Origin of the sequence: Microbacterium sp. 67-17, assembly GCF_001898325.1 — a bacterium.
Taxonomy (GTDB): Bacteria; Actinomycetota; Actinomycetes; order Actinomycetales; family Microbacteriaceae; genus Microbacterium; species Microbacterium schleiferi.
Map to the genome: position 1 here is coordinate 204,099 of NZ_MKTR01000024.1, position 23,518 is coordinate 227,616.

Annotated in this window: 23 protein-coding genes; 13 read left to right on the plus strand and 10 right to left on the minus strand. The window is 67.0% G+C overall.

All coding sequences use genetic code 11. The features are described from left to right. Positions 1 to 16 precede the first annotated feature (16 nt). The 4 genes from mtrB (at position 17) to raiA (ending at position 5,043) form a co-directional block, all read left to right on the plus strand. Complete coding sequence (gene mtrB, locus BGO47_RS10705) at positions 17 to 1,708, plus strand: MtrAB system histidine kinase MtrB (RefSeq protein ID WP_292711773.1); 1,692 nt, start codon at positions 17 to 19, stop codon at positions 1,706 to 1,708. Beyond that, a complete protein-coding gene (locus tag BGO47_RS10710; protein WP_292711775.1) occupies positions 1,705 to 3,384 on the plus strand; it encodes an LpqB family beta-propeller domain-containing protein in 1,680 nt (559 codons plus the stop codon). The genes mtrB and BGO47_RS10710 overlap by 4 nt, the downstream gene beginning before the upstream one ends. Positions 3,385 to 3,480: 96 nt before the next feature. Then, on the plus strand, positions 3,481 to 4,185 hold the full coding sequence (locus BGO47_RS10715) for a phosphoribosyltransferase family protein (RefSeq protein ID WP_292711777.1): 705 nt from the start codon (positions 3,481 to 3,483) through the stop codon (positions 4,183 to 4,185). Between the two features lie 201 nt (positions 4,186 to 4,386). Further along, on the plus strand, positions 4,387 to 5,043 hold the full coding sequence (raiA, locus tag BGO47_RS10720) for a ribosome-associated translation inhibitor RaiA (RefSeq protein ID WP_292711779.1): 657 nt from the start codon (positions 4,387 to 4,389) through the stop codon (positions 5,041 to 5,043). A 69-nt stretch (positions 5,044 to 5,112) separates the two neighbouring features. On the opposite strand, the gene BGO47_RS10725 is transcribed toward raiA, so the two are convergent. The 4 genes from BGO47_RS10725 to BGO47_RS10740 are packed head-to-tail and all read right to left on the minus strand — an operon-like array spanning position 5,113 to position 9,373. After that, positions 5,113 to 6,468, minus strand: coding sequence for a hypothetical protein (locus tag BGO47_RS10725; RefSeq protein ID WP_292711781.1), 1,356 nt, complete (start codon positions 6,466 to 6,468; stop codon positions 5,113 to 5,115). A gap of 42 nt (positions 6,469 to 6,510) precedes the next feature. Continuing rightward, on the minus strand, positions 6,511 to 7,722 hold the full coding sequence (locus tag BGO47_RS10730; RefSeq protein ID WP_292711783.1) for an ABC transporter permease: 1,212 nt from the start codon (positions 7,720 to 7,722) through the stop codon (positions 6,511 to 6,513). Next, complete coding sequence (locus BGO47_RS10735) at positions 7,719 to 8,447, minus strand: ABC transporter ATP-binding protein (protein WP_292711784.1); 729 nt, start codon at positions 8,445 to 8,447, stop codon at positions 7,719 to 7,721. Before BGO47_RS10735 ends, BGO47_RS10730 begins: the two co-directional genes overlap by 4 nt. After that, entirely contained in the window at positions 8,444 to 9,373 is a 930-nt protein-coding gene (locus tag BGO47_RS10740) for a biotin/lipoyl-binding protein (protein ID WP_292711786.1), read from the minus strand. The genes BGO47_RS10735 and BGO47_RS10740 overlap by 4 nt, the downstream gene beginning before the upstream one ends. A 311-nt stretch (positions 9,374 to 9,684) precedes the next feature. On the opposite strand from BGO47_RS10740, the gene secA reads away from it, so the two are divergent. Both secA and BGO47_RS10750 read left to right on the plus strand, forming a co-directional pair. Next, a complete protein-coding gene (gene secA / locus BGO47_RS10745) occupies positions 9,685 to 12,501 on the plus strand; it encodes a preprotein translocase subunit SecA (RefSeq protein WP_292711788.1) in 2,817 nt (938 codons plus the stop codon). A 61-nt stretch (positions 12,502 to 12,562) separates the two neighbouring features. After that, positions 12,563 to 13,789: a pyridoxal phosphate-dependent aminotransferase gene (locus BGO47_RS10750; protein WP_292711789.1), complete on the plus strand. Its 1,227-nt coding sequence runs from the start codon at positions 12,563 to 12,565 to the stop codon at positions 13,787 to 13,789. Positions 13,790 to 13,813: 24 nt separating this feature from the next. Here BGO47_RS10750 and BGO47_RS10755 read toward each other — a convergent pair whose 3' ends face one another. Continuing rightward, entirely contained in the window at positions 13,814 to 14,254 is a 441-nt protein-coding gene (locus tag BGO47_RS10755) for an Rv3235 family protein (RefSeq protein ID WP_292711790.1), read from the minus strand. A gap of 127 nt (positions 14,255 to 14,381) precedes the next feature. Here BGO47_RS10755 and BGO47_RS10760 point away from each other — a divergent pair, with 127 nt between their 5' ends. Next, entirely contained in the window at positions 14,382 to 14,969 is a 588-nt protein-coding gene (locus BGO47_RS10760; RefSeq protein WP_292711792.1) for a hypothetical protein, read from the plus strand. Positions 14,970 to 14,988: 19 nt separating this feature from the next. Here BGO47_RS10760 and BGO47_RS10765 read toward each other — a convergent pair whose 3' ends face one another. Then, positions 14,989 to 15,270: a helix-turn-helix domain-containing protein gene (locus BGO47_RS10765; RefSeq protein WP_292711794.1), complete on the minus strand. Its 282-nt coding sequence runs from the start codon at positions 15,268 to 15,270 to the stop codon at positions 14,989 to 14,991. 98 nt (positions 15,271 to 15,368) lie between these two features. Here BGO47_RS10765 and BGO47_RS10770 point away from each other — a divergent pair, with 98 nt between their 5' ends. The 3 genes from BGO47_RS10770 to BGO47_RS10780 are packed head-to-tail and all read left to right on the plus strand — an operon-like array spanning position 15,369 to position 18,687. After that, positions 15,369 to 15,992: an SAF domain-containing protein gene (locus BGO47_RS10770; protein ID WP_292711795.1), complete on the plus strand. Its 624-nt coding sequence runs from the start codon at positions 15,369 to 15,371 to the stop codon at positions 15,990 to 15,992. Beyond that, a complete protein-coding gene (locus BGO47_RS10775) occupies positions 15,989 to 17,173 on the plus strand; it encodes a hypothetical protein (RefSeq protein WP_292711797.1) in 1,185 nt (394 codons plus the stop codon). The genes BGO47_RS10770 and BGO47_RS10775 overlap by 4 nt, the downstream gene beginning before the upstream one ends. Positions 17,174 to 17,208: 35 nt before the next feature. Then, on the plus strand, positions 17,209 to 18,687 hold the full coding sequence (locus tag BGO47_RS10780; RefSeq protein WP_292711798.1) for a PAS domain-containing sensor histidine kinase: 1,479 nt from the start codon (positions 17,209 to 17,211) through the stop codon (positions 18,685 to 18,687). 31 nt (positions 18,688 to 18,718) lie between these two features. Here the strand turns inward: BGO47_RS10780 and BGO47_RS10785 are convergent, their stop codons facing one another. Next, positions 18,719 to 18,967 (minus strand): WhiB family transcriptional regulator, encoded by a 249-nt coding sequence (locus BGO47_RS10785; protein WP_019182239.1) that lies wholly within the window; start codon positions 18,965 to 18,967, stop codon positions 18,719 to 18,721. 223 nt (positions 18,968 to 19,190) lie between these two features. On the opposite strand from BGO47_RS10785, the gene BGO47_RS10790 reads away from it, so the two are divergent. Next, on the plus strand, positions 19,191 to 19,598 hold the full coding sequence (locus BGO47_RS10790) for a histidine kinase (protein ID WP_292711805.1): 408 nt from the start codon (positions 19,191 to 19,193) through the stop codon (positions 19,596 to 19,598). Positions 19,599 to 19,658: 60 nt separating this feature from the next. Here BGO47_RS10790 and bcp read toward each other — a convergent pair whose 3' ends face one another. The 3 genes from bcp to aroA are packed head-to-tail and all read right to left on the minus strand — an operon-like array spanning position 19,659 to position 22,589. After that, a complete protein-coding gene (bcp, locus tag BGO47_RS10795; protein ID WP_292711806.1) occupies positions 19,659 to 20,126 on the minus strand; it encodes a thioredoxin-dependent thiol peroxidase in 468 nt (155 codons plus the stop codon). A gap of 49 nt (positions 20,127 to 20,175) precedes the next feature. Then, positions 20,176 to 21,228 (minus strand): ribosome small subunit-dependent GTPase A, encoded by a 1,053-nt coding sequence (rsgA, locus tag BGO47_RS10800; RefSeq protein ID WP_292711808.1) that lies wholly within the window; start codon positions 21,226 to 21,228, stop codon positions 20,176 to 20,178. Further along, positions 21,225 to 22,589: a 3-phosphoshikimate 1-carboxyvinyltransferase gene (gene aroA, locus BGO47_RS10805; RefSeq protein WP_292711810.1), complete on the minus strand. Its 1,365-nt coding sequence runs from the start codon at positions 22,587 to 22,589 to the stop codon at positions 21,225 to 21,227. The genes rsgA and aroA overlap by 4 nt, the downstream gene beginning before the upstream one ends. A 74-nt stretch (positions 22,590 to 22,663) precedes the next feature. Here aroA and BGO47_RS10810 point away from each other — a divergent pair, with 74 nt between their 5' ends. Together BGO47_RS10810 and BGO47_RS10815 are read left to right on the plus strand one after the other, a co-directional pair. Beyond that, complete coding sequence (locus tag BGO47_RS10810; protein ID WP_292711812.1) at positions 22,664 to 23,263, plus strand: sigma-70 family RNA polymerase sigma factor; 600 nt, start codon at positions 22,664 to 22,666, stop codon at positions 23,261 to 23,263. Continuing rightward, a complete protein-coding gene (locus BGO47_RS10815; protein ID WP_292711813.1) occupies positions 23,260 to 23,505 on the plus strand; it encodes a zf-HC2 domain-containing protein in 246 nt (81 codons plus the stop codon). The genes BGO47_RS10810 and BGO47_RS10815 overlap by 4 nt, the downstream gene beginning before the upstream one ends. The last annotated feature ends 13 nt before the right edge of the window (positions 23,506 to 23,518 follow it).

Genomic DNA, 23,518 nt, shown 5'->3' on the forward strand with positions numbered 1-23,518 from the left:
CGCGTGAGGTGAGGCAGTGGGCGCCCGAGGGGCCGCCGAGCCGTCGTTTCGCCCGCTGATCTGGCGGCGCAACTGGCGGGCGTGGCCCGACAACCTCGTTCACCTGTGGCGACGGTCATTGCGATTTCGCACGCTCTCGGTGACGATCGTGCTCACGGCCTTCGCGATCCTGATCGCCGTGACGTGGACTGCTCTGGCCATCCAGGATGACCTGTTCGCGTCTCGCCGCGACGAAGTCACCGAACAGGCACTTCGTGCGACGGCATCTGCACAGACCGTTCTTGACGGCGCCGACACCCAGGGCGATCCGGCACAGATCCAGCGCGTTTGGCTCGGGCTGCGCACTGCCCTGCAGCAGCAGTCCTCGACCGACATGATCGCGACGTTTCGCGTGGGGGCGCCCTCGGCAGCTGCGCAGGCGTACCGCGTCGGCGAGTTCGACACGGCGATCATCTCCGAGGGACTGCGCGAGAAGGTGCGGGCCGACGCCAATCAGCAGTGGTGGCAATCGGTAGCCCTCGATGCTTCGGGGACGCCCGGCATCGTCGTCGGGCAGCAGCTGATCTTCCCACAGGTCGGCACCTTCGAGGTCTACTACGCCTACGGACTGGAAGGGGCGGATCAGACGCTCCGATTCGTTCAGGCAACGCTGTGGGTCGTCGGCGTCGCGCTGGTCTTGCTCATCGGCGGCATCGCATGGTTCGTGCTCCGCTCGGTTACGGCCCCCATCGGTGAAGCTGCACAGACCAGCGCGAAACTCGCAGCGGGGGAGCTGGGGGTCCGGCTACCCGTTCGCGGCGAGGATGAGCTCGCAACGCTCGGTGAGTCCTTCAACGCCATGGCCGACAGCATTGAATCTCAGATCAAGGAGCTCGCTGATCTGTCGCTGGTGCAGCAGCGATTCGTCTCGGACGTCTCGCACGAGCTGCGAACCCCGCTGACCACGATCCGGCTCGCCGCCGACATGTTGAACGACCGGCGCGATGATTTCGACCCGGCAACAGCGCGCGCCGCCGAGTTGCTTGCTGCTCAGGTCGAGCGCTTCGAGGTTCTCCTCAGCGACCTCTTGGAGATCAGCCGATATGACGCGGGATCGGTGCAGCTCGAACTCGAACCGACGAGCCTTGCCCACGTGGCAGAGGACGTGATCGCCTCGATGGAGCAGGTCGCCCACCAGCACGATACAGATCTGCGCCTGGTTGCCCCCGGCGGATACTCGCCCGTGGATCTGGACCCCCGGCGGGTGCGCCGCGTCCTTCGCAACCTCATCGGGAACGCGATCGAGCACGGCGAGGGCAAGCCGGTCGTGGTCACCGTGGACAGCAACCAGCAAGCCGTCGCTGTCGGAGTGCGAGACTTCGGCATGGGTATCGCCGCCGAGGATGCCGCACGCGTGTTCGACCGCTTTTGGCGCGCCGATCCGTCCCGCAAGCGCACCCTGGGTGGAACGGGCCTCGGCCTGGCGATCTCACTCGGCGATGCCAAGCTCCACGGGGGAGACCTCGCCGTGTGGTCGGAGCCGGGCCGCGGGGCGCACTTCGTGCTCACGCTCCCGCGCGGCGCGCACCGCACGGGACTCGCAGCGCTCCCGCTGGACTCGCCCATTCCGCTCGACCCCGGCGACGAGAACACGCTCGACGCCTTCGAGCACACCCAGCCGATATCGACGATCCCCGGCGGCGACCGAGCACCGGGAGCTCAATCATGAGGCGGCTCATCGCAAGCGTGCTGGCACTGGCCGGCATCCTCGTGCTCTCGGCCTGCGCGGGATTACCCGTCAGTGGACCGGTCACTGCCGGTCGGCCCGTCGATGAGGTGCTGACCGGCCCCGAGGTGCGCTTCTTCCCGGAAGAAGCCCAGCCCGGAGCGACTCCGGAGGAGATCGTCGAGGGTTTCCTGCTTGCCGGATCGGGCTCGAGCAATGACTGGCAGGCCGCTCGCTCCTTTCTTGCACCCTCGATCCAGTCCTCGTGGGACCCCTCAGCCGGAGTCGCGATCGTCCCTGCGGGGCAGATCGTTGCGCAGCCGGCGGTCGATGACACGGTCAGAGTCACTCTCGCTCCCGTGGCCAGTGTCGATGAGACCGGCCGCTACGAGCCGACCCTCGGCGGCACCGCGACTCTCGCTTTCGAACTGGTCGAGATAGCGGGCCAGTGGCGAATCTCGAAGGCTCCCGACGGCATCGTCCTGGACGAGAGCGTGTTCGGGACAGTTTTCCATCGCTACTCGGTGATGTACTTCGACCCGTCGTGGACGTATCTCGTTCCCGATGAGAGATGGTTCCCGACGACATCCGCTGCCGTCCGCATCACCACGGCGCTGGTCGACGAGCAGCCGAGTGACTGGCTTACCGGGGCAGTATCCACTGCTTTCACTGATGACGTGACCTCCGTCTACTCGTCAGTGCCGCAGAGCGCAGGAACTGCCCAGGTGGAGCTGTCGCCCGAGGCCCTTGCGCTGCCCCAGCTCACGATCGACCGCATGGCAACGCAGCTAGAAGCGAGCCTTGCCACCGCCGGGATCACTGAGGTGCAATTGACCGTCGACGGCGTCCCGATCGCCGCCACTCCGGTACCGACCCGGTCGACCGCGGTCACCGGCGGCCCGCTGGTGATGACCGACCAAGGCTTCGGTTTCCTCTCGGGCACCGCGATCACGGCGATTCCCGGGCTCTCGGACGCCGTCGCACGAAGCAACCCGGTTGCCGTGCAGGTGGGGCCTGATCAGGAGAGCGCAGCGGTCCGCTCAGCGGACGGTTCGGTCGCTCGTGCTGAAGCCACCGACGATGTCGTGGTCGTCGACACCCGCAGCGGGCTTCGAGATCCCGTGATCGACGCCCGGGGCTTCGTCTGGAGTATTCCTGCCCGTTCACCGGCAGCTCTCACCGCTTTCGGTCCCGGCGTCGAGTCCCCGCTTCTCTCGCAGCCGTGGGCGGCAGCCGGCGCCGCCGACGTGCAGGCCGTGTCGATCTCCCGAGACGGTACGCGCATGGCAGGCGTCGTGCGCGTTGGTGATCGCACCGAGCTGTGGCTGTCGGGCGTCATCCGAAACAACGATGGAGTCCCCGCGCGATTGGGTGAGCCGATCATTGCGGGCAGCATCGAGGGCGAGGCCGTGTCGATGGCGTGGACGGATGACGTCACCGTCGCTGTCGTCGTGCGATCAGGAACCGAGACCAACCTCGTCGAACAGGTCGTCGGGGGCGCTTCCGCAACGGTTTCCGGTCCCGCCGGCGTTTCGATCTCGACGGTTGCGACCGCCACGTCGAGCGTTCGCCTCCGTTCGGAGGAGGGTGGGCTGTACGTGCGCCGCGGCGCGAACTGGCTGCAGACCGCGGAGGGGATCTTGCTCCTCGCAGTGCAGCAGGGCACGCCGCAGCGGTGACCCGTCGGCTCCTCCCGAGCTTTCGTGTCCGCCCGGTCTTTCGGGGTATCGCTGCGGACCTCTGTTGCGAAGAGCATTCCGGCGCACGCTGGGACGGTGCCAACCTCTGCCTCCCCGAGTGCCGCGGCACGGGTGCGCGATGCAGCAGTGCAAGCGCTCTCGTGGCTGATCCCGGTCGACTGCGCTGGATGCGGCCAGCCTGACTCCCCGCTGTGTGAGCAGTGCGAGCGTGCGTTGCGCAGTGGCGGTGTGAGGCACCGGACGCTCGGGGAGTTCGCGGTGGTCAGCGCGATGGACTACGTCGGGCCCGTCGTCGGTGTCATGCGCTCGCTCAAAGCCGAGGGGCGGACCGGGCTCGCTCGCCCACTCGGGGCCGCGCTGCGCGGAGCGATGGAGGGGACGAATACCGTGGCCGGGGGATTGGTGCCTGCCATCGCGGCCGGTGCGGTCATCCCGGTTGCGATCCCGTCGTCGTCGGCTGCCCTGCGCCGCCGCGGCTACGGCGTCGTCGAGCTCATCGTCAGGGAGGCTGGGCTTCACTGCCTCCCCGCCCTCCGGAGCGTCGGCTCCGGCGTCGATCAACGGGCACTGGGTCGGGCGGCGCGGGAACGCAACACCCAGGGCATGTTCGCCGTGCGCTCGGTGCCTTTGCGGCCCGTCGTCCTCATCGATGATGTCGTGACGACCGGCGCGACCCTGCGGGCGGCGACCGATGCGTTGCGTGCGGCAGGGGCGACGGTTATCGGAGCTGTCACAGTGGCGTCCACTCCGCTGCTGTGGTCACGTGACACGCAGGGATAACCGGGGCAATGGTAGTCCCGATGTGGCGTTCTCGGAGTCGCTGAGCGCCGGGAGAATGTGCCCTCGCTGGGGTTCCTGCGAGTATGCGGACACAGCGGAAGTCGTGCGTGACAGGCAGGTGACCAGGGTCTAACGTGGGGGTGACAAGGCGACTGATGGTCCGCCCTTGGAACCGGGCGGACCGGAAACAAGGAGGTCAAGATGGACACGAACATCGTCGGCGTGGGAGTCGGTATCACCGATCGCTTCCGCTCGGTCGTCGAAGAGAAACTCGTCCGGATCGAACACCTCGCACCCCGTGCGCAGCGCATCGATGTCAAGGTCACTCACCGCACCTACCGCACGGGTCGGGTCGAAGACCACACCGTCGAGCTCACGCTCACCGGCAAGGGTCCGCTGGTGCGGGCTGAGGCAACCGATGCCGACAAGTTCACGGCGCTCGACATGGCTGTCGACAAGCTGTGCGAGCAGTTGCGCCGCGCCAAAGACAAGAGGGTGGACGCCCGAAACCACCCCCGTAAGGCGAGTTTCGACAAGGAGCGCGGCGAGCTCGACGGGATCGACATCCAGCCCGCATCGGCAGACGTGCTCCGGCGTGTGGCGACCGGCGAAGTGCCGATCGTCGACGGTGAGGACGACGAGGCATACACGCCCGTCGTCATCCGCACGAAGGAGTTCGAGGCTGAGTGGATGACTGTCGAGGAGGCGGTCGACCGGATGGAACTGGTCGGCCACGACTTCTTCTTGTTCATCAATGCCGCAACCGATCACCCCAGCGTTGTCTACCGCCGCAAGGGCTGGGACTACGGTGTGATCTCCCTCACGACAGAGGCGAGCCCGGCAGCCCTCGTGAGCTGAGTGCTCGCGGCGCTGCCGCGAGATCGAGAACGGATGCCGTGAGCCGAACAGCTCGCGGCATCCGTTCTCTCAGTCGAAGATCCCGTCGAGGATGCTGCCGATCACCAGGCCCCCGAGGATTCCTCCGACCAGGTCCGAACCGCCGCCGGTGCGGCGCCCGAAGCCCTCCATGGGGCCGCCCCATTGCGGCGGCGGTCCCGCCGCGGGACGGGATGCGTCGATGTCGCGCTGGGCATACCGCAACGCGTCACCTGCCAGCTGGGCCGAGCGGCGGGCGAACTCCATGGCCTGCTCGCGATCGTCCTCGGGGATGGTGGGGACGGTCGCGGCGGAGCCTCCGACGAGGCGGTCCAGGTCTGCCCGGACGCGCTCGGCTTCGGCAAGGCGCGTGCGCGCGTCAGCACCGATCCAGCCCCGGTGTCCAGCGATGACGTCTCGGGCTACCGCGAGCTGGCGGTCAGCGTCATCGATCGCGTTTCGCACATGGCCCAGCTCCGGGATCGGTCGGGATGCGCGTTCGAGCGCCGCTGCCACTGCCGCATCGAGTGCCGCGTTCGCTTCCCGCATCCGGGTCAAGTGCTCGAACGGATCGGTGTTCACGCCGGCGGCGGGAAGAGCAGAAAGGGCAGCCTGCAGTGCTGACATCGCCTCGATGACGGCAGGAACCTGCGGCGCGGTACGCGCCGCGATCAGATCCCCACGCGAGTCCTCCACGATCGCGCCGAGCGTCGCTTCAGCCCGGAGGGCCTCGACCTCGAATGTTTCGACGGCATCGACCAAGGTCTCGGCGCGACGAGCCGCTTCGGTGGCAGCTTCCATCGCGAGATTAGCCTGCTCCCGCTGCCCGGCTTCCCGCCGACGCTCAGCGACTCCCGCGCTGTGTTCGGCAAAGCTCAGGAGCTGTTCGGCCTCCGCGGGATTGGCGCCCACACCTTCCAACGCGCGTGTGGAGTACCTGGTGGCAAGCCGTTCGACGGTCTCACGGGCGTGCGGGATGCGTTCCCGGACACGGGCAGCGTCAGCGCGGACCCGGGCGATGATCTCCGGCGCTCGACGCGCCCGCTCGATCGGCTCGGCCAACGCCGCCATCCGGTCTTCGAGGAGGTCTTCTGCCCAGTCGCACAGCTGGATGATGCGGGTGTTGCGAGTGCGCAGTTCGTCGGCGCTATCGGGAATCTCGTCATGGTTGAGCTGGTGCAGGTGGAAGGCCTCTTGCATGTGGGTCTGCACCGAGTCGAGTGCGGCGCGCAAGTCGTCGACGGCGTTCGGTCCGAGTTCGGCTTCGGCGAACGAGACCTCGTCGACGGCAAGGCGGATGTGTTCGTCAGCCGCGACGAGCGAGCTTTGCGCGCGGCGCGCGAGGTCAGCATCCTGTTGCGCCGTCTCGGCCTGTTCACGCTTGCGTCGTCCCCAAAAACCGGCCATGCCTTGATCCTAGAATCGCGCAGCCGTGTTCGGGCTGAGTGGTCACACGCGCAGGGTGTCGATGACGCGTGAGCGCACCGCCACGAGCGCGGGCAGGAATCCCGCCAGCGCGCCGATCGCCACAGATGCGATCAGCCCGGTGATCGCGGCACGAACAGGGAAGGGTGGCACATCCTGCAGAGCGCCGAACATGGCGAGCACCATGGGTGTGCGCATGATGGCCACCGCCAGCACGATCCCGACGACACCGGCAACCGCGGTGGCGACGACGCTCTCGAGAAGGACCGCCGTGAAGATCCGGCCGGCGGTGGCTCCGAAGCTGCGGCGAACCCCGATCTCCCGGATGCGCTGACGCATCGCCACGAGCTGGATGTTGACGAGCCCCAGCCCGCCGAGCACGAGGATCAGGACGGCTATCGAACCGGTGACGAGTTCGAACATCGCCGCGGACGCTTGCGCATCGGGACGTGAACCCCAGTCGGTGCGGGTGACCGACACCTGTACCGCATCCCCGGCCGCAGCACGGACATCCGACGCCAGCAGTGCACCGACAGTCGGAACGATCTCTTCGGGCACCCACAGCTCCCAGGTGACCCCGGTATCGGCGGGCAGCGAGTCCACACGGTCCCGGTATCCGTCATAGAGCATCCAGATCTGCTTGTTCTGGTCCCACTCGCCCTCGCGCGGCGCGACGCCGACGATGGGGAACGTGCCTCCCGCGGCGCCAACCACCTCGATCGTCGGATGCGTCGTGAGCGGCGGAGCTCCCAACGCTGTCCACAGGGGGTAGCTGACCACGACGGGCGGCGCCAGCAGTCCCTCGTCACCCGGCACGAACCAGCGGCCCTCGGCAACTGTCGATCGATGGATGACGGGGTAGGCGGGGTCCACCAGCATCGTTGTGACGGGTCTGACCCACTCGGGAGTCTGTACCTGCAGGGTCACGGATGCCGCCAGCCGCGAGATCGAGGACAGATTGAACCGTGCGGCAGCGCCGGAGACGTCCTCGTCGAAGCTGTCCCAATTCATGGGACCCCCGTCGGTGGCGGATGCCGATACCGAGATCGTGGCGACGCGACCGCCGTATCGGTCTGACTGTTCCGCTGCGGCCTGCCGCTGATACTCGCCCAGTGCGACGACCGCGGTCAGCGCGGCAACCGAGACGGCGATACCGATCAGACTCAGCAGGACTCGCAGCTTGTGATGGCGCAGTTCCGCCCACGCCTCCAGGAGTGCGCCGACAAACCCGCTCATGCTGACACCGCCCCGAGCGCGGTGTCAGCGAACGCCCGATCGAGCTCGACGGGGGAGAGCACGCCGTCGGCCAGTCGCAGGTGCCGTCGTGCACGAGCGGCAACGTGAAGGTCGTGGGTGATCGTCACGAGCGCGGCGGCGCTTTCGGTCGCGATGTCATCGAGCAGCGCCATCACTGCGGCACCGGTCTCGACATCCAGTGCCCCCGTCGGTTCGTCGGCGAGGATGAGAGCCGGACGACGCACGAGGGCGCGCGCTATCGCAACGCGCTGCTGCTCGCCACCCGACAGGCGCTCGGGAGGCGCGTCGAGCCGGTGTGCCAGGCCCACACGGTCGAGCATCGCCGAGGCAAGCTCCCGGCGGCGCCAGAACTGCTTGCCGCTCGCGTATCCGAGCGGCATCTCGACGTTCTCGAGCGCTGTGCGACCGGCAAGCAGGTGAAACTGCTGAAAGACGAAGCCGACATCGCGCCCCCGCATCCGGTCGAGCCGCCCGCGTCGGATGCCGGCGACCGGCGTGCCTCGAAACTCGGCTGTTCCCGAGGTCGGCAGATCGAGCAGGCCCAGGATGTTCAGCAGCGTGGACTTGCCCGAGCCGCTGCGTCCGACGATCGCGACGTGATCTCCTGCCGAGACGGCAAGGTCAACCCCGCGCAGGATGTCGAGCGTCGACTCGTCGGGGAGTGTGACCTGCTTGGTCACACCTTCGAGTATGACAAGACTCACCAGCTCCACCCCGGATCCTCGCAGAACTGACCACCCATGCCGTCGTCGTAACAGACCGGCTCGTTCGGGGCCGCGAGACCGGGGACGAACTGGCGCACCTGCTCGCCCTCGGTCAGTCCCGAGACGACCTCGACGACGGTGCCATCGCTGACTCCGAGTCCGACTTCCCTTTCCTCGAGGGGATCGCCGGTGCCGGCATCCACCCACACCAGCCCCGTACCGGCTCCGCCGCGCACTGCCGTGACCGGCACCACGAGCGCATCATCGACCGTGGCTACCTGGATGGACAGCTCGGTCCGAAGCCCGGCAAACACCGTCTGATCGGCCGGTACGGCGCACGTGATGCTCGTCGTGCCCTCCTCGGACACCTGGACCGATAGCCCCGTGCACGCAAACGGCGCGGGGCCGCCCTGGATCGTCACTTCCCCCTCGGTCGGGGCGTTCAGCAGTCGATACAGCTGCACCGGCTCGATGGTGCTCTGCACGTGATAACGGGCGGGGCTGAGCGTCGCGATCTCGCCTCCGATGCTCGTCGCCTGGCCTTTGACCACCGCGACGGCGGTCACCTCGCCGGCTTCTGGGGCCAGCACGTCGATCGTCTTGACGGGGTAGGACTGCTTGATCGTCATCAACACCTGACCGGCCGTCACCGTCTGGCCCGGCGCGACCTTGACCTCGCTGACGGTTCCGTCGATCTCAGAGCGCACCGTCACGGCTTCGTCGCGTGCGATCGTTCCCTCAAGGGTCAGTTCGTCGATCACGCTCTGGCGCACGACGGGAACAACGGGCTCGGCGATCTGCCCTCCCGGATCGGCCGATGCTGTCGCGGTATCAGGGAAGAAGGCCATCTTCACGAGTGCCGCGGCGATTGCGCCGAAGACGATCACCAAGAGGATGGGCAACACCCATCGACGCCACACGGCCATAGACACACGCCTTCCATTCGCGACGAAGCATTCCCCCGATACGTGCGGACGGCTTCGTGTGATCCCCCGCGTGCAACCTATCCCGGCACTGTTGGCCGGGCCAAGCATGCCGGCTGACTGTCGGTGACATTTCAGGGTCTTCCCCGAGAGACTCAGGGTGCACGCCCCGCCGGCGGGGGTGAGCGCTTCCGCTGGGAGCGGACCCAGCGCACGCTAAGGTCACGGCCCGGTAACATGAGTCGGTATGTCCGCGCGCGGTTCGCGCCGGGTCGGCACTCCGGGTGCCGCCGTTGACAGATGGAGAGCTTTCCGTGGCCAATCCTCTCGAGAAACTCCTGCGTGCCGGCGAAGGTCGGCTGCTGCGGCGTTTGCAGCAGGTTGCGAAGGCGGTCAACGCCCTCGAGGATGAGTACTCGCAGCTGACCGACGACGAACTGCGGGACGAGACTGCGGAGTTTCGCGCCCGCTACGAGGCCGGTGAGACGCTCGACAAGCTGATGCCGGAGGCCTTCGCCGCCGTGCGGGAGGCAGCAAAACGGACGATCGGTCAGCGGCACTACGACGTGCAGCTGATGGGCGGCGCTGCGCTGCACCTCGGCAACATCGCGGAGATGAAGACCGGTGAGGGCAAGACGCTGGTGGCAACGCTTCCCGCCTATTTGAACGCGATCGCGGGCAAGGGCGTGCACGTGATCACGGTCAACGACTTCCTCGCCAGCTATCAGGCCGATCTCATGGGGCGCGTGTACCGGGCGCTCGGGATGACGACCGGCACGATCGTGTCGGGACAGACCCCTGAGGTGCGCCGGGAGCAGTACCTCGCAGACATCACGTACGGCACGAACAACGAGTTCGGCTTCGACTACCTCCGCGACAACATGGCCTGGCGCCGGGAGGATCTCGTCCAGCGCGGACACTTCTTCGCAATCGTCGACGAGGTCGACTCGATCCTCATCGACGAAGCCCGGACGCCGCTGATCATCTCGGGTCCCTCCGCAGGGGAGGCCAACCGGTGGTTCGCCGAGTTCGCAAAGATCGCTCGGACTCTCGAGCCGGGCGTCGACTATGAGGTCGACGAGAAGAAGCGCACGATCGGTGTGCTCGAGCCGGGTATCGAGAAAGTCGAGGACTACCTCGGGATCGACAACCTTTACGAGTCCGTCAACACCCCGCTTATCTCGTTCCTGAACAACTCGATCAAGGCGCTCGCCCTGTTCAAGCGCGACACGGACTACGTCGTCATGAACGACGAAGTGATGATCGTCGATGAGCACACCGGCCGAATCCTGGTCGGCCGTCGCTACAACGAGGGCATCCACCAGGCGATCGAGGCGAAGGAGGGTGTGCCGGTCAAGGCCGAGAACCAGACGCTCGCGACCGTGACGCTGCAGAACTATTTCCGCCTCTACGACAAGCTCTCGGGCATGACCGGTACCGCCGAGACCGAGGCTGCCGAGTTCATGTCGACCTATCAGCTGGGTGTCGTCGCAATCCCCACGAACAAACCGATGGTCCGCAAGGATCAGTCGGATCTCGTCTACAAGAACGAGCCGGCGAAGTTCGCACAGGTGGTCGAGGACATCGCGAAGCGCCACGAGTCGGGGCAGCCGGTGCTCGTCGGTACCGTCTCGGTGGAAAAGAGCGAGTACCTGTCGCGCCTGCTCGCGAAGAAGGGCATCAAGCACGAGGTGCTCAACGCGAAGAACCACGCGCGGGAAGCCGAGATCGTGGCCCGCGCCGGGCGATTGGGTGCCGTGACTGTCGCAACGAACATGGCAGGGCGTGGAACCGACATCATGCTCGGTGGGAACGCTGAATTCCTCGCGGTGCAAGAGATGAAGGCAAAGGGTCTCGATCCGGTGGAAACGCCCGACGAGTACGAGGCCGAGTGGGATGCCGTATACCAGTCCACCCGCGAGCACGTCGCCGAAGAGGCTGAAAAGGTCGTTGCCGCCGGCGGCTTGTACGTGCTCGGTACGGAACGGCATGAGTCGCGCCGCATCGACAACCAGTTGCGTGGTCGGTCGGGCCGTCAGGGTGACCCGGGGGAGAGTCGGTTCTACCTGTCTTTGACCGACGACCTCATGCGCCTGTTCCAGTCGGGGGCTGCCGAGGCCATCCTGTCGCGCACGAACTTCCCCGACGACGTCGCGATCGAGTCCGGCATGGTCTCGCGTGCGATCAAGAGCGCACAGTCGCAGGTGGAGGCCCGCAATGCCGAGCTGCGGAAGAACGTGCTGAAGTACGACGACGTCCTCAACCGTCAGCGTGAAGCGATCTATTCGGATCGTCGCCACATCCTCGAGGGTGATGACATCGCGGATCGGGTCCAGCACTTCATCGAGGACGCCATCAGCACCCTCATTGACGATCACACGGGTACGGGGCACACCGAGAGCTGGGATTTCGACGCCCTGTGGACCGAGCTCAAGACGCTGTATCCGGTCTCTCTCACGATCGACGAGGTCGTCGCCGAGTCCGGAAGCAAGGGCAAGGTCACCCCCGAGGTGCTCAAGCGCGAGATCATCTCGGATGCTCGCATCGCCTACCAGAAGCGTGAAGAGAGCCTCGGCGAGGCTGCGATGCGCGAGCTCGAGCGGCGCGTGGTGCTTCAGGTCGTCGACCGCCGTTGGCGCGACCACCTCTACGAGATGGACTACTTGAAGGACGGCATCGGCCTGCGCGCGATGGCCCAGCGTGATCCGCTCATCGAGTACCAGCGCGAGGGCTATCAGATGTTCCAGCAGATGATGGGGCAGATCAAGGAAGAGTCAGTGGGCTACCTCTACAACCTGGAGGTCGAAGTCCGCCGCGCCGAGGGCGAGAAGGCCGCCGAGGTCGAGGCGAAGGGTCTGTCTATCGCGCCCGTGGAGGGGCAGCGCCTGCAGTATTCCGCGGCCAACGACGCTGGCGAGGTCGAGGTGCGCAACGAACGCGGTCAGGTGCAGCAGGCTGCGACCAGTCGGGCTCGTCAGGCTGCGGCATCCGCGCCCGCAGCGCCGGTCGCGCCGGCAACTCCTGCCGCGCGAGGCGCGTTCGGTCAGCGCACTGATGGCGAAGCGCCCGCGCAGGCGGCCCAGCCGCCGCTGAACCGTGCCCAGCGGCGCGCTGCCGACAAGAAGAAGTAAGCGCAGGGCGCGAGCCACGCGCGGTCAGGTGGCCCGGCGGGTGCGGCATTATCCTGTACGGATGACCCACCCCCGACCGCTCGACCAGTCGAGCAAACTCAAGCACGTCCTCTACGAGATCCGGGGGCAGGCCCTGGTCGAGGCCGATCGACTTGAGGCCGAGGGTCACCGGATCCTCAAGCTGAACACGGGAAACCCGGCAGCATTCGGTTTCGAGGCTCCGTTCCAGATCGTGCGCGACATGATCGAGGCGGTCCCCGAGGCCCACGGCTACAGCGACAGCCGCGGCATCAAGTCGGCTCGGCTCGCCGTCGTGTACCGATACGAGCAGGTCCCCGGATTCCCCGCGCTCGACCCGGATGACGTCTACCTCGGCAACGGCGTCTCCGAGCTCATCACGATGACGATGCAGGCGCTCCTGGACGAGGGCGACGAGGTCTTGATCCCGGCGCCCGACTATCCGCTATGGACGGCGATGACGAGCCTGGGTGGCGGGACCCCGGTTCACTACCTCAGCGATGAGCAGAACGGCTGGCAGCCCGACATCGAGGACATCCGCTCGAAGATCACCGAGCGCACCAAGGCGATTGTCGTCATCAACCCGAATAACCCGACCGGCGCCGTCTACACGCGGGAAGTCCTCGAACAGATCGCCGACATCGCCCGCGAGCACTCTCTTCTGGTCCTCGCTGACGAGATCTACGACCGCATCCTTTTCGACGATGCGACGCACATCCCGATGGCGGCTGTCGCGCCGGATCTGCTGGTGCTCACCTTCAACGGACTCTCGAAGACCTACCGGGTCGCGGGCTATCGCTCGGGGTGGCTTGCGATCACGGGGCCGAAGGACCACGCAGCCGGCTTCCTGGAGGGAATCACCCTGCTGGCTTCGACCCGGCTCTGTCCGAATGTTCCGGCGCAGTACGCCGTGCAGGCTGCGCTGTCGGGAGTCCAGTCGATCGACGCGTTGATCGCACCCACGGGACGCTTGCACGAGCAGCGGGATGCCGCCTGGGAGGCGCTGGAGTCGATCCCGGGCGTGAGTTGCGTCAAACCGGAAGGGGCGCTGTACGCCTTCCCGCGCTTCGATCCGAACGTTTACGACATCCGGGATGACGCGAAGCTCGTGTATGACTTCCTTGTCGCCGAGAAGGTGCTGCTCGTGCAGGGGACGGGGTTCAACTGGCCGACCCCTGACCACGTGAGGATCGTGACGCTTCCCGAGTCTCGAGTGCTCACCGAGGCGATCGAGCGGCTCGGCAACTTCCTCTCGTCGTACCGGCAATAGGGCGCGGTGCCGTTTCCGGCGTCGTCACAGCAGGGCGAGCGAGGTGGTGCGCCACCGACCGTCCATGCCCTCCAGGCGCAGGGCGACCGCGCGGGTGCGCGCGGGGCCACGGACGATGACGACGCCCTCGACGATGCCGTCGGCGGGAGAAGAGTGGCGCACGGAAACGATCTGATGCACGGGACGTTTCGCCGGGATGCCGCGGGCGCTTCGTGCGCGGGCGGCGAGGTTGGCCCGGGTGACGAGTTTCCGATACGCATCCTCGGTCAACCACCTGGCGAGTTGGTCGACCTCGCGAACGCCCGCGAAGATCTCCAGGACCCCACGCGAGATGTTGCGCAAGAAAGTCTCGGGATCGGGGAGGTCGGCGGTGCTCGTGCGCTGTGGCGCGAAGTACTGGTTCAGCTCGGCCGCTTCGTCTGCCGCGCGGTACGCGCGTGCGAAGTTCGGATGCGTCGTCGCCATGAGATCTCACTCTCGACCGGTAACAGGATGTCGAGAAGTAGAGCACACGGCAGGTGCTCGGTGGGGGTCGGGGCCTCGCTGTGGACAGTTTCTCATCGACTCCTCATCTGGGACGTACGCTCGCCCCGTGCGATGGGACCGGCTGTTCGATGACCTCGAAGCTCAGGCATCCGCCGAGTGGGAAGCCGAGCGCGCCGCCCTCGCCTCCGAGTCCGAGCGGGTGCGCCTCTCGCGCGTATCGCTGCGGGATCGGCTTCTCGTGCTGCGAGATGCCCAGGCTCAGGTGGGGGCGCACCTGACTGGTGGCGGCGGTGTCGAAGGGCGGGTCGTTGCGGTTGGTGCCGACTGGTTCGCGGTCGACCGAGGACCGTCGTCAGTGAGCATCGTTCCGCTCGCTGGGCTCACGGGGCTCCGGATGCCGCACGCCGACCTCCTACACAGTGCCGCGGGGCACGCGGGGCAAGCCCTCCGGGAGCGGTTGGATCTGGGTTTCGTCCTGCGGGACCTCGCGCGCCGTCGCGTTCCCGTTCTGGTCGAGCTGTTCGGGGGCGACTCCCTGACCGGAACGGTGGACCGGGCCGGTGCCGATCACTTCGACCTTGCCCTTCACGACCTCGATACCCCGCGGCATCCGTCGGCGGTGACCGGCTTTCGGATGGTTCCGTTCGGCGCGCTCGCGCAGCTAGTCGTGGCAGCCGGGGACTCGGGGCTCTGACCGGGAGAAGCCTGGTGGGTCAGTCGGGGTTGCGAATGGCGCCGGTGCCCCACAGCTCGGGGAAGCTCGCGGTTTGAGACTGGTGCCACAGTGCCATGCGGCGGGTCTGCTCGACCTGATCGTCGAGGTAGGCCTCGACGCTCGTCTCGTCGATGCGCCACTGCCCGCTCTCGCCCACACGCATCCCGCGGAGCTGTCCGGCCAGGACGAGAGCCACCACGTCATCGACCTCGATCGCGAGCACTTCGGCGACCTGCGAGGGCGTCAACAGGCGCGCGTCGGCAGCGGGAGGATGGGGCATGTCCCCATTATGACGCCGGGCTCGGACAGGGCGGCGCAGCAGCACATGCTGTGGATAAGCGCGGCAGCCTTTCGCGTGCCTCGGCCACCATGGTTCGCATGTTCTCCCCGTCTCGTACGCCCCGGCGCCCCGCGTGGGCCGACCTACGGTTCCTTGTCGGCATCATCCTGGTTCTGGCTTCCGTCGTTGGTGTGTGGTTCATCGTGTCGGTGGCGCGTCAGACCGAACCTGTCTACGTCGCCGTCCGTGCAATCGTTCCCGGCGAGCCGGTAGCCGCAACCGACCTTGCCGTCGTGGACGTTGCTCTGGGAACTGCATCTGACGCCTACCTCGGGGCAGATGATCTCGGCGACGGCCTCGTTGCGGCTCGGACGGTCTCGGCCGGAGAGCTCGTACCCGCCGATGCCCTCGTGACCGATGACAGTACGCGTTCGACGACGGTCGTCGTGCGCAGCGCTGCCGAGGTGCCGGGATCTGTCGTGGCCGGATCGACCGTCGAGCTGTGGGCAGCACCGCGCCTGGATCAGTCGCGCTTCGATACGCCACGCATTCTCGTGGCTGACGCGACAGTCGTCAGTGTCAGCCGGGACGACTCACCGCTGGCGGGGGGAACGGCAGCGGTCGAGCTGGTGATCCCCCGAGCCGATGTCGCAGCCGCGCTTGCCGCGATCGCCGATGGTTCGGCGCTCTCGGTCATCCCCTGGACCCCGGGGCAGCAATGAGGACTCTCATCGCGCTGGATGAGCCCCACGCGACACGGCTGGCTGATGAGCTCTCGCGGCTCGGATGGGACGTGATGGCGGTGCCGGTGACGGCCCCCGGGATCGCGGCTGCCCGCGGCGGAGTCCGCGACGCCGGCGATCAGGAGCTCGACCTTCTCGTCGTCGCTGCGCGCCACGACACGCTCACGCGTGAACTCGTGACAGTGTGCGATCGGGAGGGGATCCGAATCGTCCCGGTGGGTGAGGGAGAGGCGCCGGCGCGCATCGCTCAGGCATTCGGACTCGGCGTCCCGATGTCGCCTCGCGCTTCCGGTCGCGAGCTCGTGCGCGCCCTCCGGGACCCGCTGCCCGCCGCGCCCGCCCCGCGGGCCGGGCAACGCGTCATTGCCGTATGGGGCCCGGCGGGGTCGCCCGGTCGCTCAACGATCGCGATCGAGCTGGCGGTGGAACTCGCCCGCGACCGTGACGTCGCCTTGATCGACGCCGACTCCCACGCGCCGTCGATAGCGTTGGCGCTGGGGCTCCCCGATGAAGGCCCGGGGTTCGCCGCCGCATGTCGCCAGGTGAACCGCGGCGCTCTGGATGTCGCCGAACTCGATCGAATCGCCCTGCGGCTCGGTCGCGGGCCGCAGGTTCTTACCGGCATAAATCGTCCATCGCGCTGGCCGGAATTGCGTGAAGATCGTGTGCGCGCCGCACTTGCGGTATGCCGCGAATGGGCGGATGTCACTGTCGTCGACGTGGCGGCGCCGCTGGACCGCGACGAAGAGATCGTGAGTGATCTCGCGGGGGACAGGCGCAACGCCGCAACGATCGCCGCACTCCAGGAGGCTGATCTCATTGTTGCCGTGGCCGCTGCGGATCCTGTCGGCATCAGCCGTTTCGTTCGCGGCTATGCGCAGCTACGCGAGACAGTGGGAGCGACACCGATCGCGGTGGTCGCGAATCGGCTGCGCCCAGGCGCCCTGGGCATCGACGCGCGTGGTCAGGTGCGCCGAAGTCTCGACCGGTTCGCCGGCATCCGTGACGTATGGTTCGTGCCGCAAGATCCGCGCTCGGCCGACGCCGCGCTCCTGGCCGCCCGCCCGATCGCGGATGTTGCCCGGAGATCTCCGATCGTGTCCGCCGTGCGGCGCTTTGTGAGCGAGGCGCTCGCCGTCGATACTCGCAAAGCTGCGTAGTTCGAGCAGCCGCGCCAGGGCTCTAGGCTGAAACGATGTCGACCCTCAGCGATCTCGTCTATGCCCAGGGGCGTTCCACCGGCGCGGATGTCGAATGGCTCCACCGCCTGGCCGGGGATGGTCAGCTCTTGGCCGATCTCGCCTTCGCCGACATCGTCATCTGGGTTCCGACGACAGATGACTCGTTCGTCGCTGTCGGCCACGCCCGCCCCAGCGGAGCTGCGACTCTGTTCTACCGGGACATCGTTGGTGATCCGGTTCGCCCCCAGTGGCGGACCCAGATCCGCGAGGCGTTCTTCTCGGGAATGATCGTCGACTCGGCATCTCCGGACTGGTTCGAAGAGACCCCGACCCGGGTGCGTGCGGTCCCTATCGTGCGGGGTTCGGGCGCAGGGCGGACGACGGTGGGAGTCCTGACCCGCCACACCAATCTCGGTGAGACGCGCACTCCTTCGCGCCAGCAGATCACCTTCAACGAGTGCGCGGATGACCTGTTCGGAATGGTCGCCTCGGGTGACTTTCCCGACCTCAGTGCACCAACCGCTCCGCGTCGGGGCGCTCCTCGGGCCTCGGATGGCCTCGTGCGCCTCGACGTCGATGGGACCGTGACGTTCGCGAGCCCCAACGCACTCTCGGCGTTCAACCGGATGGGATTCGAAGACGAGCTCGAGGGAGAGTCGCTCGTCGAGGTGACGACGGAGATCCTTCCGGAGAAGCGCCAGTTCGACGAATCCCTTCCGTTGGTGGTGACGGGGCGCGCACCCTGGCGTGCCGACATCGAGGCGCGCGGCGTGACGGTGAGCCTGCGCACGATCCCCCTCCGTGATCACGGGACCCGCATCGGAGCGATCGTCCTGTGCCGCGACGTCACGGAGCTGCGCCACCAGGAGCAAGAGCTCATCACCAAGGATGCGACGATTCGCGAGATTCACCACCGGGTCAAGAACAACCTGCAAACAGTCGCGTCGCTCCTTCGCATTCAGGCCCGTCGTTCGCACACGGAGGAGGCCCGAGAAGCGTTGACGCAGGCGATGCGTCGTGTGTCTGCAATCGCTGTCGTGCACGACACCCTGTCTGAAGGACTCACGCAGCGCGTCGATTTCGACGATGTCTTCGATCGTGTTCTCAAGCTCGTCGCCGAAGTCGCGGCCGCGCCGACGACGCGCGCGCGGACTCGGTCTGTGGGGCGCTTCGGCACCCTGCCGAGCGAGTACGCCACGCCCCTGGCCCTGGCCCTCACCGAGTTGGTGACCAACGCTGTCGAGCACGGCCTCGCTGGAAAAGAGGGCGATGTCGAGATCGAGGCCGAGCGCGACCCCGAACGGCTCCTTGTGCGTGTTCGCGACAACGGCGTGGGCCTGCCGGAAGGTCAGGTCGGCCGGGGCCTGGGTACGCAGATCGTGCGCACCCTCATCCAGGGGGAACTCGGCGGCACGATCGATTGGCACACGCTCGTCGGAAGCGGCACGGAGGTCACGATCGACATCCCGTTGCGCTACATCGCGCTCGATTGACGACCGCCTGACGCCGTCGCGACCGAGGTTGTCAGCTGGCGCGGCGCGCGCGGGCAGCGCGGCGCTTGAGGGCGCGGCGCTCGTCCTCGGAGAGGCCGCCCCACACACCCGAGTCCTGGCCGGACTCCAGGGCGTACTGCAGGCAGATTTCGGTGACGGTGCACCGGGCGCACACGGATTTTGCCTTCTCAATCTGGTCGACCGCTGGACCCGTGTTTCCTACCGGGAAGAACAGCTCGGGGTCGACAGTCAAGCAGGCGGCCTTGTCGCGCCAATCCATAGGGGTGCTCCTTGATGGGGAATGAGCATCGGGCCACGGGGGCGGTCGGATACTCTATGAGGTGTACGAGAAGATGTCTCGTCCCACGACCTTGTGGGAGCACACGGCTTTATCCATCGTCCCACAGCCGTTCACCCGAATCAAGGGTTCATTCGTGAGGACGGTGTAAGAACGTCATGCGCGGGCCGAGAGTGATCGGGAGGTCAATGCAGTGATGCGCTCGATGATTGCCGCTCGAGCGGCCGGCGCGATCGTGCTGCTGGAAGCAGCGGGGCTCGGCGCGCTCGCGGCCTGGGAAGCCGTTGCGGTCATCGCCGGCGACACCGCGGCGCTCGACAGCGCGATTGCCCTGATCGTGCTGACGCTGGTCGGGGCCGCGATCGTGGCAGTGTTCGGTATCACGACGTGGCGAGGGTTGTCGTGGGGGCGCTCGGGAGCGATCGTGACGCAGTTGCTGATCCTTGCCGTCGCCCTCGGCGCTGCAACGGGCCAGTACGCGCATCCGGTCACGGGTGTGGTGATCGCCATCCCGGCGGTCGTCGCCCTCGTGCTCCTGGTGATAGCGCTTCGCGGCGCGGCCGCGAGTGCGCGCGCGGACTCGGAGGCCGGTCGCTCCGGTGAATCGGCGTAGTCAGCGGCGCCACCGAGCGGCTCAGCGGCTCAGCGGCTCAGCGGGCTGCAACTCGGCGAACTAGAGACCGAGCAGGCCGCGGATACGGGCAACGTGCCCCGTCGCCTTGACGTTGTAGAGGGCGTGCGTGATGACGCCGTTCTCGTCCAGGACGAAGGTCGAGCGCAGAACCCCCTCCGTCGTCTTGCCGTACATCGTCTTCTCGCCCCACGCCCCGTAGGCCTCGTGGACGGCACGGTCGGGGTCGCTCAACAGGTCGTACGGGAGCGCGTCGCGTTCGCGGAACGCCCGGAGCTTGGCGGGAGCGTCGCGCGAGATGCCGAGCACGACGTACCCGGCGCTGCGAAGCGGCGCGACACTGTCGCGGAAGTCGCAAGCCTCCGTCGTGCACCCCGGCGTCATCGCCTGCGGGTAGAAGAAAAGAATGACGCCCGTGCCCCGAAGATCGTGAAGTGAGACATCCGTCTCGTCCTGGTTCACGAGGGTGAAGTCGGGGGCCGCGGTACCGGGTTCTAGACGCACTGTCATACGTCAACCCTAGAGCCGCCCGTTCCTCGCCGCGCTCTCGACAGGGTCCTCAGCGCTCAGGACGATCTGCGAAGGTCGTGAGCAGCCGCTGCAGTGAATCCAGCCGCGCTGCCGCCCCCGGACCCAGGCGTCCCGCCGCGACAGCCTCCGAGATGGCGCAATCGGGCGCGTCCGGCAGGTGGGTGCATCCACGCGGACACTCCCGCGCGACCTCGGCAAGGTCGGTGAATGCCCGCAGGATGTTGTCGGGATCGACGTGACCGAGCCCGAAGGAGCGTACGCCGGGGGTGTCGACGACCCATCCCGTGCCTGAGGGGGCCTCGTAGCGCAATGAGACCGTGGAACTCGATGTGTGTCGTCCCCGACCGGTGACCTCGTTGACATGTCCCGTCGCGCGATCGGCGCCGGGAACCAGAGCGTTGACGAGAGTCGACTTACCCACCCCGGAGTGTCCGACGAAAACGGTGCTGTGCCCAACCAGTGCGGCACCGATCCGCTCGAGCGGGATGTCCGAGCGCGCGCTGGTGAAGACCTCGAGGTCGAGTCCGGCAAAGTGCGACAGGAACTCTGCCGGGTCAGACAGGTCGGTCTTCGTGATGACCATCAGGGGACGGATGCCGGCATCCAACGCGGCGACGAGGTACCGGTCGACCAGGCGGGGGCGCGGCTCTGGATCTGCGGCGGCGATCACGATGAGCATCTGATCGGCGTTGGCGACGATGACGCGCTCCACCTGATCGGTGTCGTCGGCGCTTCGCCGCAGGAGAGACGTGCGCGGCTCGATCCCGACGATCCTGCTGAGCGTTCCCTCATCTCCCGAGGTGTCTCCCACGACCCGGACGCGATCACCGGTGACGATCGCGGTGCGGTGCAGCTCGCGTGCCCGCGCGGCCGTCACCTGGCGTTCGGCATCCGTGTCCTCGCCGACGAGCACCGCGTAGCGGCCGCGGTCTACCCCCAGGACCCGTGCGATCTCGGCATCCGCGTGGCTGGGGCGGCGCTTCGTGCGCGGCCGGTTGGCCTTGGGGTTCGGCCTGACGCGGATATCGCTCTCGTCCATGCCGAGTTCATCGTCATCATCGATGTCCCCGAGCCAACTCACTCCGCGTCATTCCCTTCGAGCATCGAGGTCCACAGGTCGGGGAACTGCGGCATGGTCTTCGCGGTCGTTCCGATGTCATCGACGACGACGTCATCGACGGCGAGACCGATCAGAGCGCCGGTTGTGGCAATACGGTGATCGTGGAACGCTTTCCACACCCCACCGTGGAGCGGCTGGGGAATAACGCGCAGACCGTCCTCGAGCTCTTCAGCGGTACCGCCGAGCGCGCGCAGGTTTCCGACGAGCGCTGCGATGCGGTCGGTTTCGTGGCCGCGGATGTGACCCACGCCGGTGATCGTCGTCGGTTCCGCGGCGAAGGCGGCAAGCCCGACGATCGTGGGCGTCAGCTCGCTCGCTGCCGACAAGTCGATCTCGATACCCCGGATGCCGCGGCCCGCAGCGACGGTGAGGGCCCCACCACGACGCGTGACGCGGGCACCCATGTCGTGCAGGATCGACCCGAGCATCGCGCCTGGCTGTGTGGAGTGCGCGGGCCAACCGGTGATCGTGACGGTGCCGCCGGTGACCATGGCAGCTGCCAGGAAGGGGGCGGCGTTGGACAGGTCGGGCTCGATGGCCACGACTTTGCCGCGGGGCGGCTGCGGCGGGACGATCCACTCGCGCGGGGAAGGCCGCTCGACATGCACACCGCGGTGCGCGAGGCATTCGATCGTCATGTCGATGTGCGGCATGCTCGGTAGCCGCGACCCAGAATGAATGAGGTGAAGACCCGTGTCGAAACGGGGCGCCGCGAGCAGCATCCCGGACACGAACTGGCTGGAGGCGCTCGCGTCGATCACGACTTCGCCGCCGCGGATGTGGCCGTGACCGCGAACCTGGAAGGGAAGCGCCCAGCGGCCCTCGTCGTCGACATCGACGCCCACGTCGCGAAGCGCCCTGATCATCGCTCCCATCGGTCGGTGCAGCGCGCTCTCGTGCGCGGTCAGCATCACATCGCCCTCGGCCAGCCCAGCAATGCCCGCGATGAACCTCATGACAGTGCCCGCTTGACCGCAGTCGACTGTCGCGCCGCGAAGCCCGGAAGAGGTCGCGCCGACCGATCCGGATGCGCTGGGAGGGGTGACGACCAGGTCAGGCCCGAAGGGGCTGTCGCCCTCGACGGCTTCCACCTGGACGCCCAGCGCCGTCAATGCTGCCACCATGCGCACCGAGTCGTCGGAGTGCAGCGGAGCGTGGAGGGTGCTCGGAGCATCGGCAATCGCCGAGAGGATCAGTTCGCGATTCGTCAGCGACTTGGATCCTGGGACCGCCAGACGGGCGGCGACCGCTTCCACCGCGCGCGGAGCTGACCAGCCGGATTCTCCGGAACCGGTCGGGGTGGAATATCTCTGGCCGCTCATCGGTTCCTAGCCTAATGAGGGACGGAAGGAGCCCGATGACGATCGCTATGGCGCCGGACGTAGACTGGCGCGTGATGACTGAACAGGCCGACGCGCCGGCCGACCCGCGCACGCAGTTCGAAGAGCAGGCCCTGCCGTTCATGGACCAGCTCTATGCAGCTGCGATGCGAATGACGCGCAACCCGGCAGATGCTGCAGATCTTGTGCAGGAGACCTTCGTCAAGGCCTACGCCTCATGGTCGAGCTTCACACAGGGAACGAACCTGAAAGCATGGCTTTACCGCATCCTGACGAACGCGTACATCAACACGTACCGCAAGAAGCAGCGGGAACCCTACCAGAGCGCTATCGAGGATCTCGAAGACTGGCAGCTCGGCGGGGCAGAGTCCACGACCTCAACGCGTACGCGGTCGGCGGAAGCCGAAGCGATCGACCACATGCCGGCATCCATCGTGAAGGACGCGCTGCAGTCGATTCCCGAGGACTTCCGTCTCGCGGTCTACCTCGCCGACGTCGAAGGCTTCGCGTATCAGGAGATCGCCGACATCATGAAAACCCCCATCGGCACCGTGATGAGCCGTCTGCATCGTGGCAGGCGGATGCTGCGGGAGCTGCTGGCCGAATATGCGACCGAGCGGGGCATCTCGGTCGCCGCCTCGAGGAGCGACACATGACTGACTGCGGCTGCGCAAAGGCCACGCGGGACTTGGAGGAGTACCTGCGAAACGAGGTATGCAAGACCGAGCATGCCGACATTCGAGAGCATCTCGAGCACTGCCCGGCCTGCCGCGAGGAGGCGCTCGTAGCAACCACTCTGACCGAGGCTGTCGCACGAGCGTGCAAGGAGACAGCTCCCGAGGAGCTGCGCGACCAGGTAATTTCAACGCTGCGCGCCGCACAGGCGGCTCATCACTGATCCACAGGATCGC

Coding starts and splice junctions, on each gene's coding strand:
- BGO47_RS10710 (WP_292711775.1), top strand. CDS start 1,705: ATGAGGCGGCTCATCGCAAGCGTGCTGGCACTGGCCGGCATCCTCGTG.
- raiA (WP_292711779.1), top strand. CDS start 4,387: ATGGACACGAACATCGTCGGCGTGGGAGTCGGTATCACCGATCGCTTC.
- BGO47_RS10725 (WP_292711781.1), bottom strand. CDS start 6,468: ATGGCCGGTTTTTGGGGACGACGCAAGCGTGAACAGGCCGAGACGGCG.
- BGO47_RS10730 (WP_292711783.1), bottom strand. CDS start 7,722: ATGAGCGGGTTTGTCGGCGCACTCCTGGAGGCGTGGGCGGAACTGCGC.
- BGO47_RS10740 (WP_292711786.1), bottom strand. CDS start 9,373: ATGGCCGTGTGGCGTCGATGGGTGTTGCCCATCCTCTTGGTGATCGTC.
- BGO47_RS10750 (WP_292711789.1), top strand. CDS start 12,563: ATGACCCACCCCCGACCGCTCGACCAGTCGAGCAAACTCAAGCACGTC.
- BGO47_RS10755 (WP_292711790.1), bottom strand. CDS start 14,254: ATGGCGACGACGCATCCGAACTTCGCACGCGCGTACCGCGCGGCAGAC.
- BGO47_RS10765 (WP_292711794.1), bottom strand. CDS start 15,270: ATGCCCCATCCTCCCGCTGCCGACGCGCGCCTGTTGACGCCCTCGCAG.
- BGO47_RS10770 (WP_292711795.1), top strand. CDS start 15,369: ATGTTCTCCCCGTCTCGTACGCCCCGGCGCCCCGCGTGGGCCGACCTA.
- BGO47_RS10775 (WP_292711797.1), top strand. CDS start 15,989: ATGAGGACTCTCATCGCGCTGGATGAGCCCCACGCGACACGGCTGGCT.
- BGO47_RS10780 (WP_292711798.1), top strand. CDS start 17,209: ATGTCGACCCTCAGCGATCTCGTCTATGCCCAGGGGCGTTCCACCGGC.
- BGO47_RS10785 (WP_019182239.1), bottom strand. CDS start 18,967: ATGGATTGGCGCGACAAGGCCGCCTGCTTGACTGTCGACCCCGAGCTG.
- BGO47_RS10790 (WP_292711805.1), top strand. CDS start 19,191: ATGATTGCCGCTCGAGCGGCCGGCGCGATCGTGCTGCTGGAAGCAGCG.
- bcp (WP_292711806.1), bottom strand. CDS start 20,126: ATGACAGTGCGTCTAGAACCCGGTACCGCGGCCCCCGACTTCACCCTC.
- aroA (WP_292711810.1), bottom strand. CDS start 22,589: ATGAGCGGCCAGAGATATTCCACCCCGACCGGTTCCGGAGAATCCGGC.
- BGO47_RS10810 (WP_292711812.1), top strand. CDS start 22,664: ATGACTGAACAGGCCGACGCGCCGGCCGACCCGCGCACGCAGTTCGAA.
- BGO47_RS10815 (WP_292711813.1), top strand. CDS start 23,260: ATGACTGACTGCGGCTGCGCAAAGGCCACGCGGGACTTGGAGGAGTAC.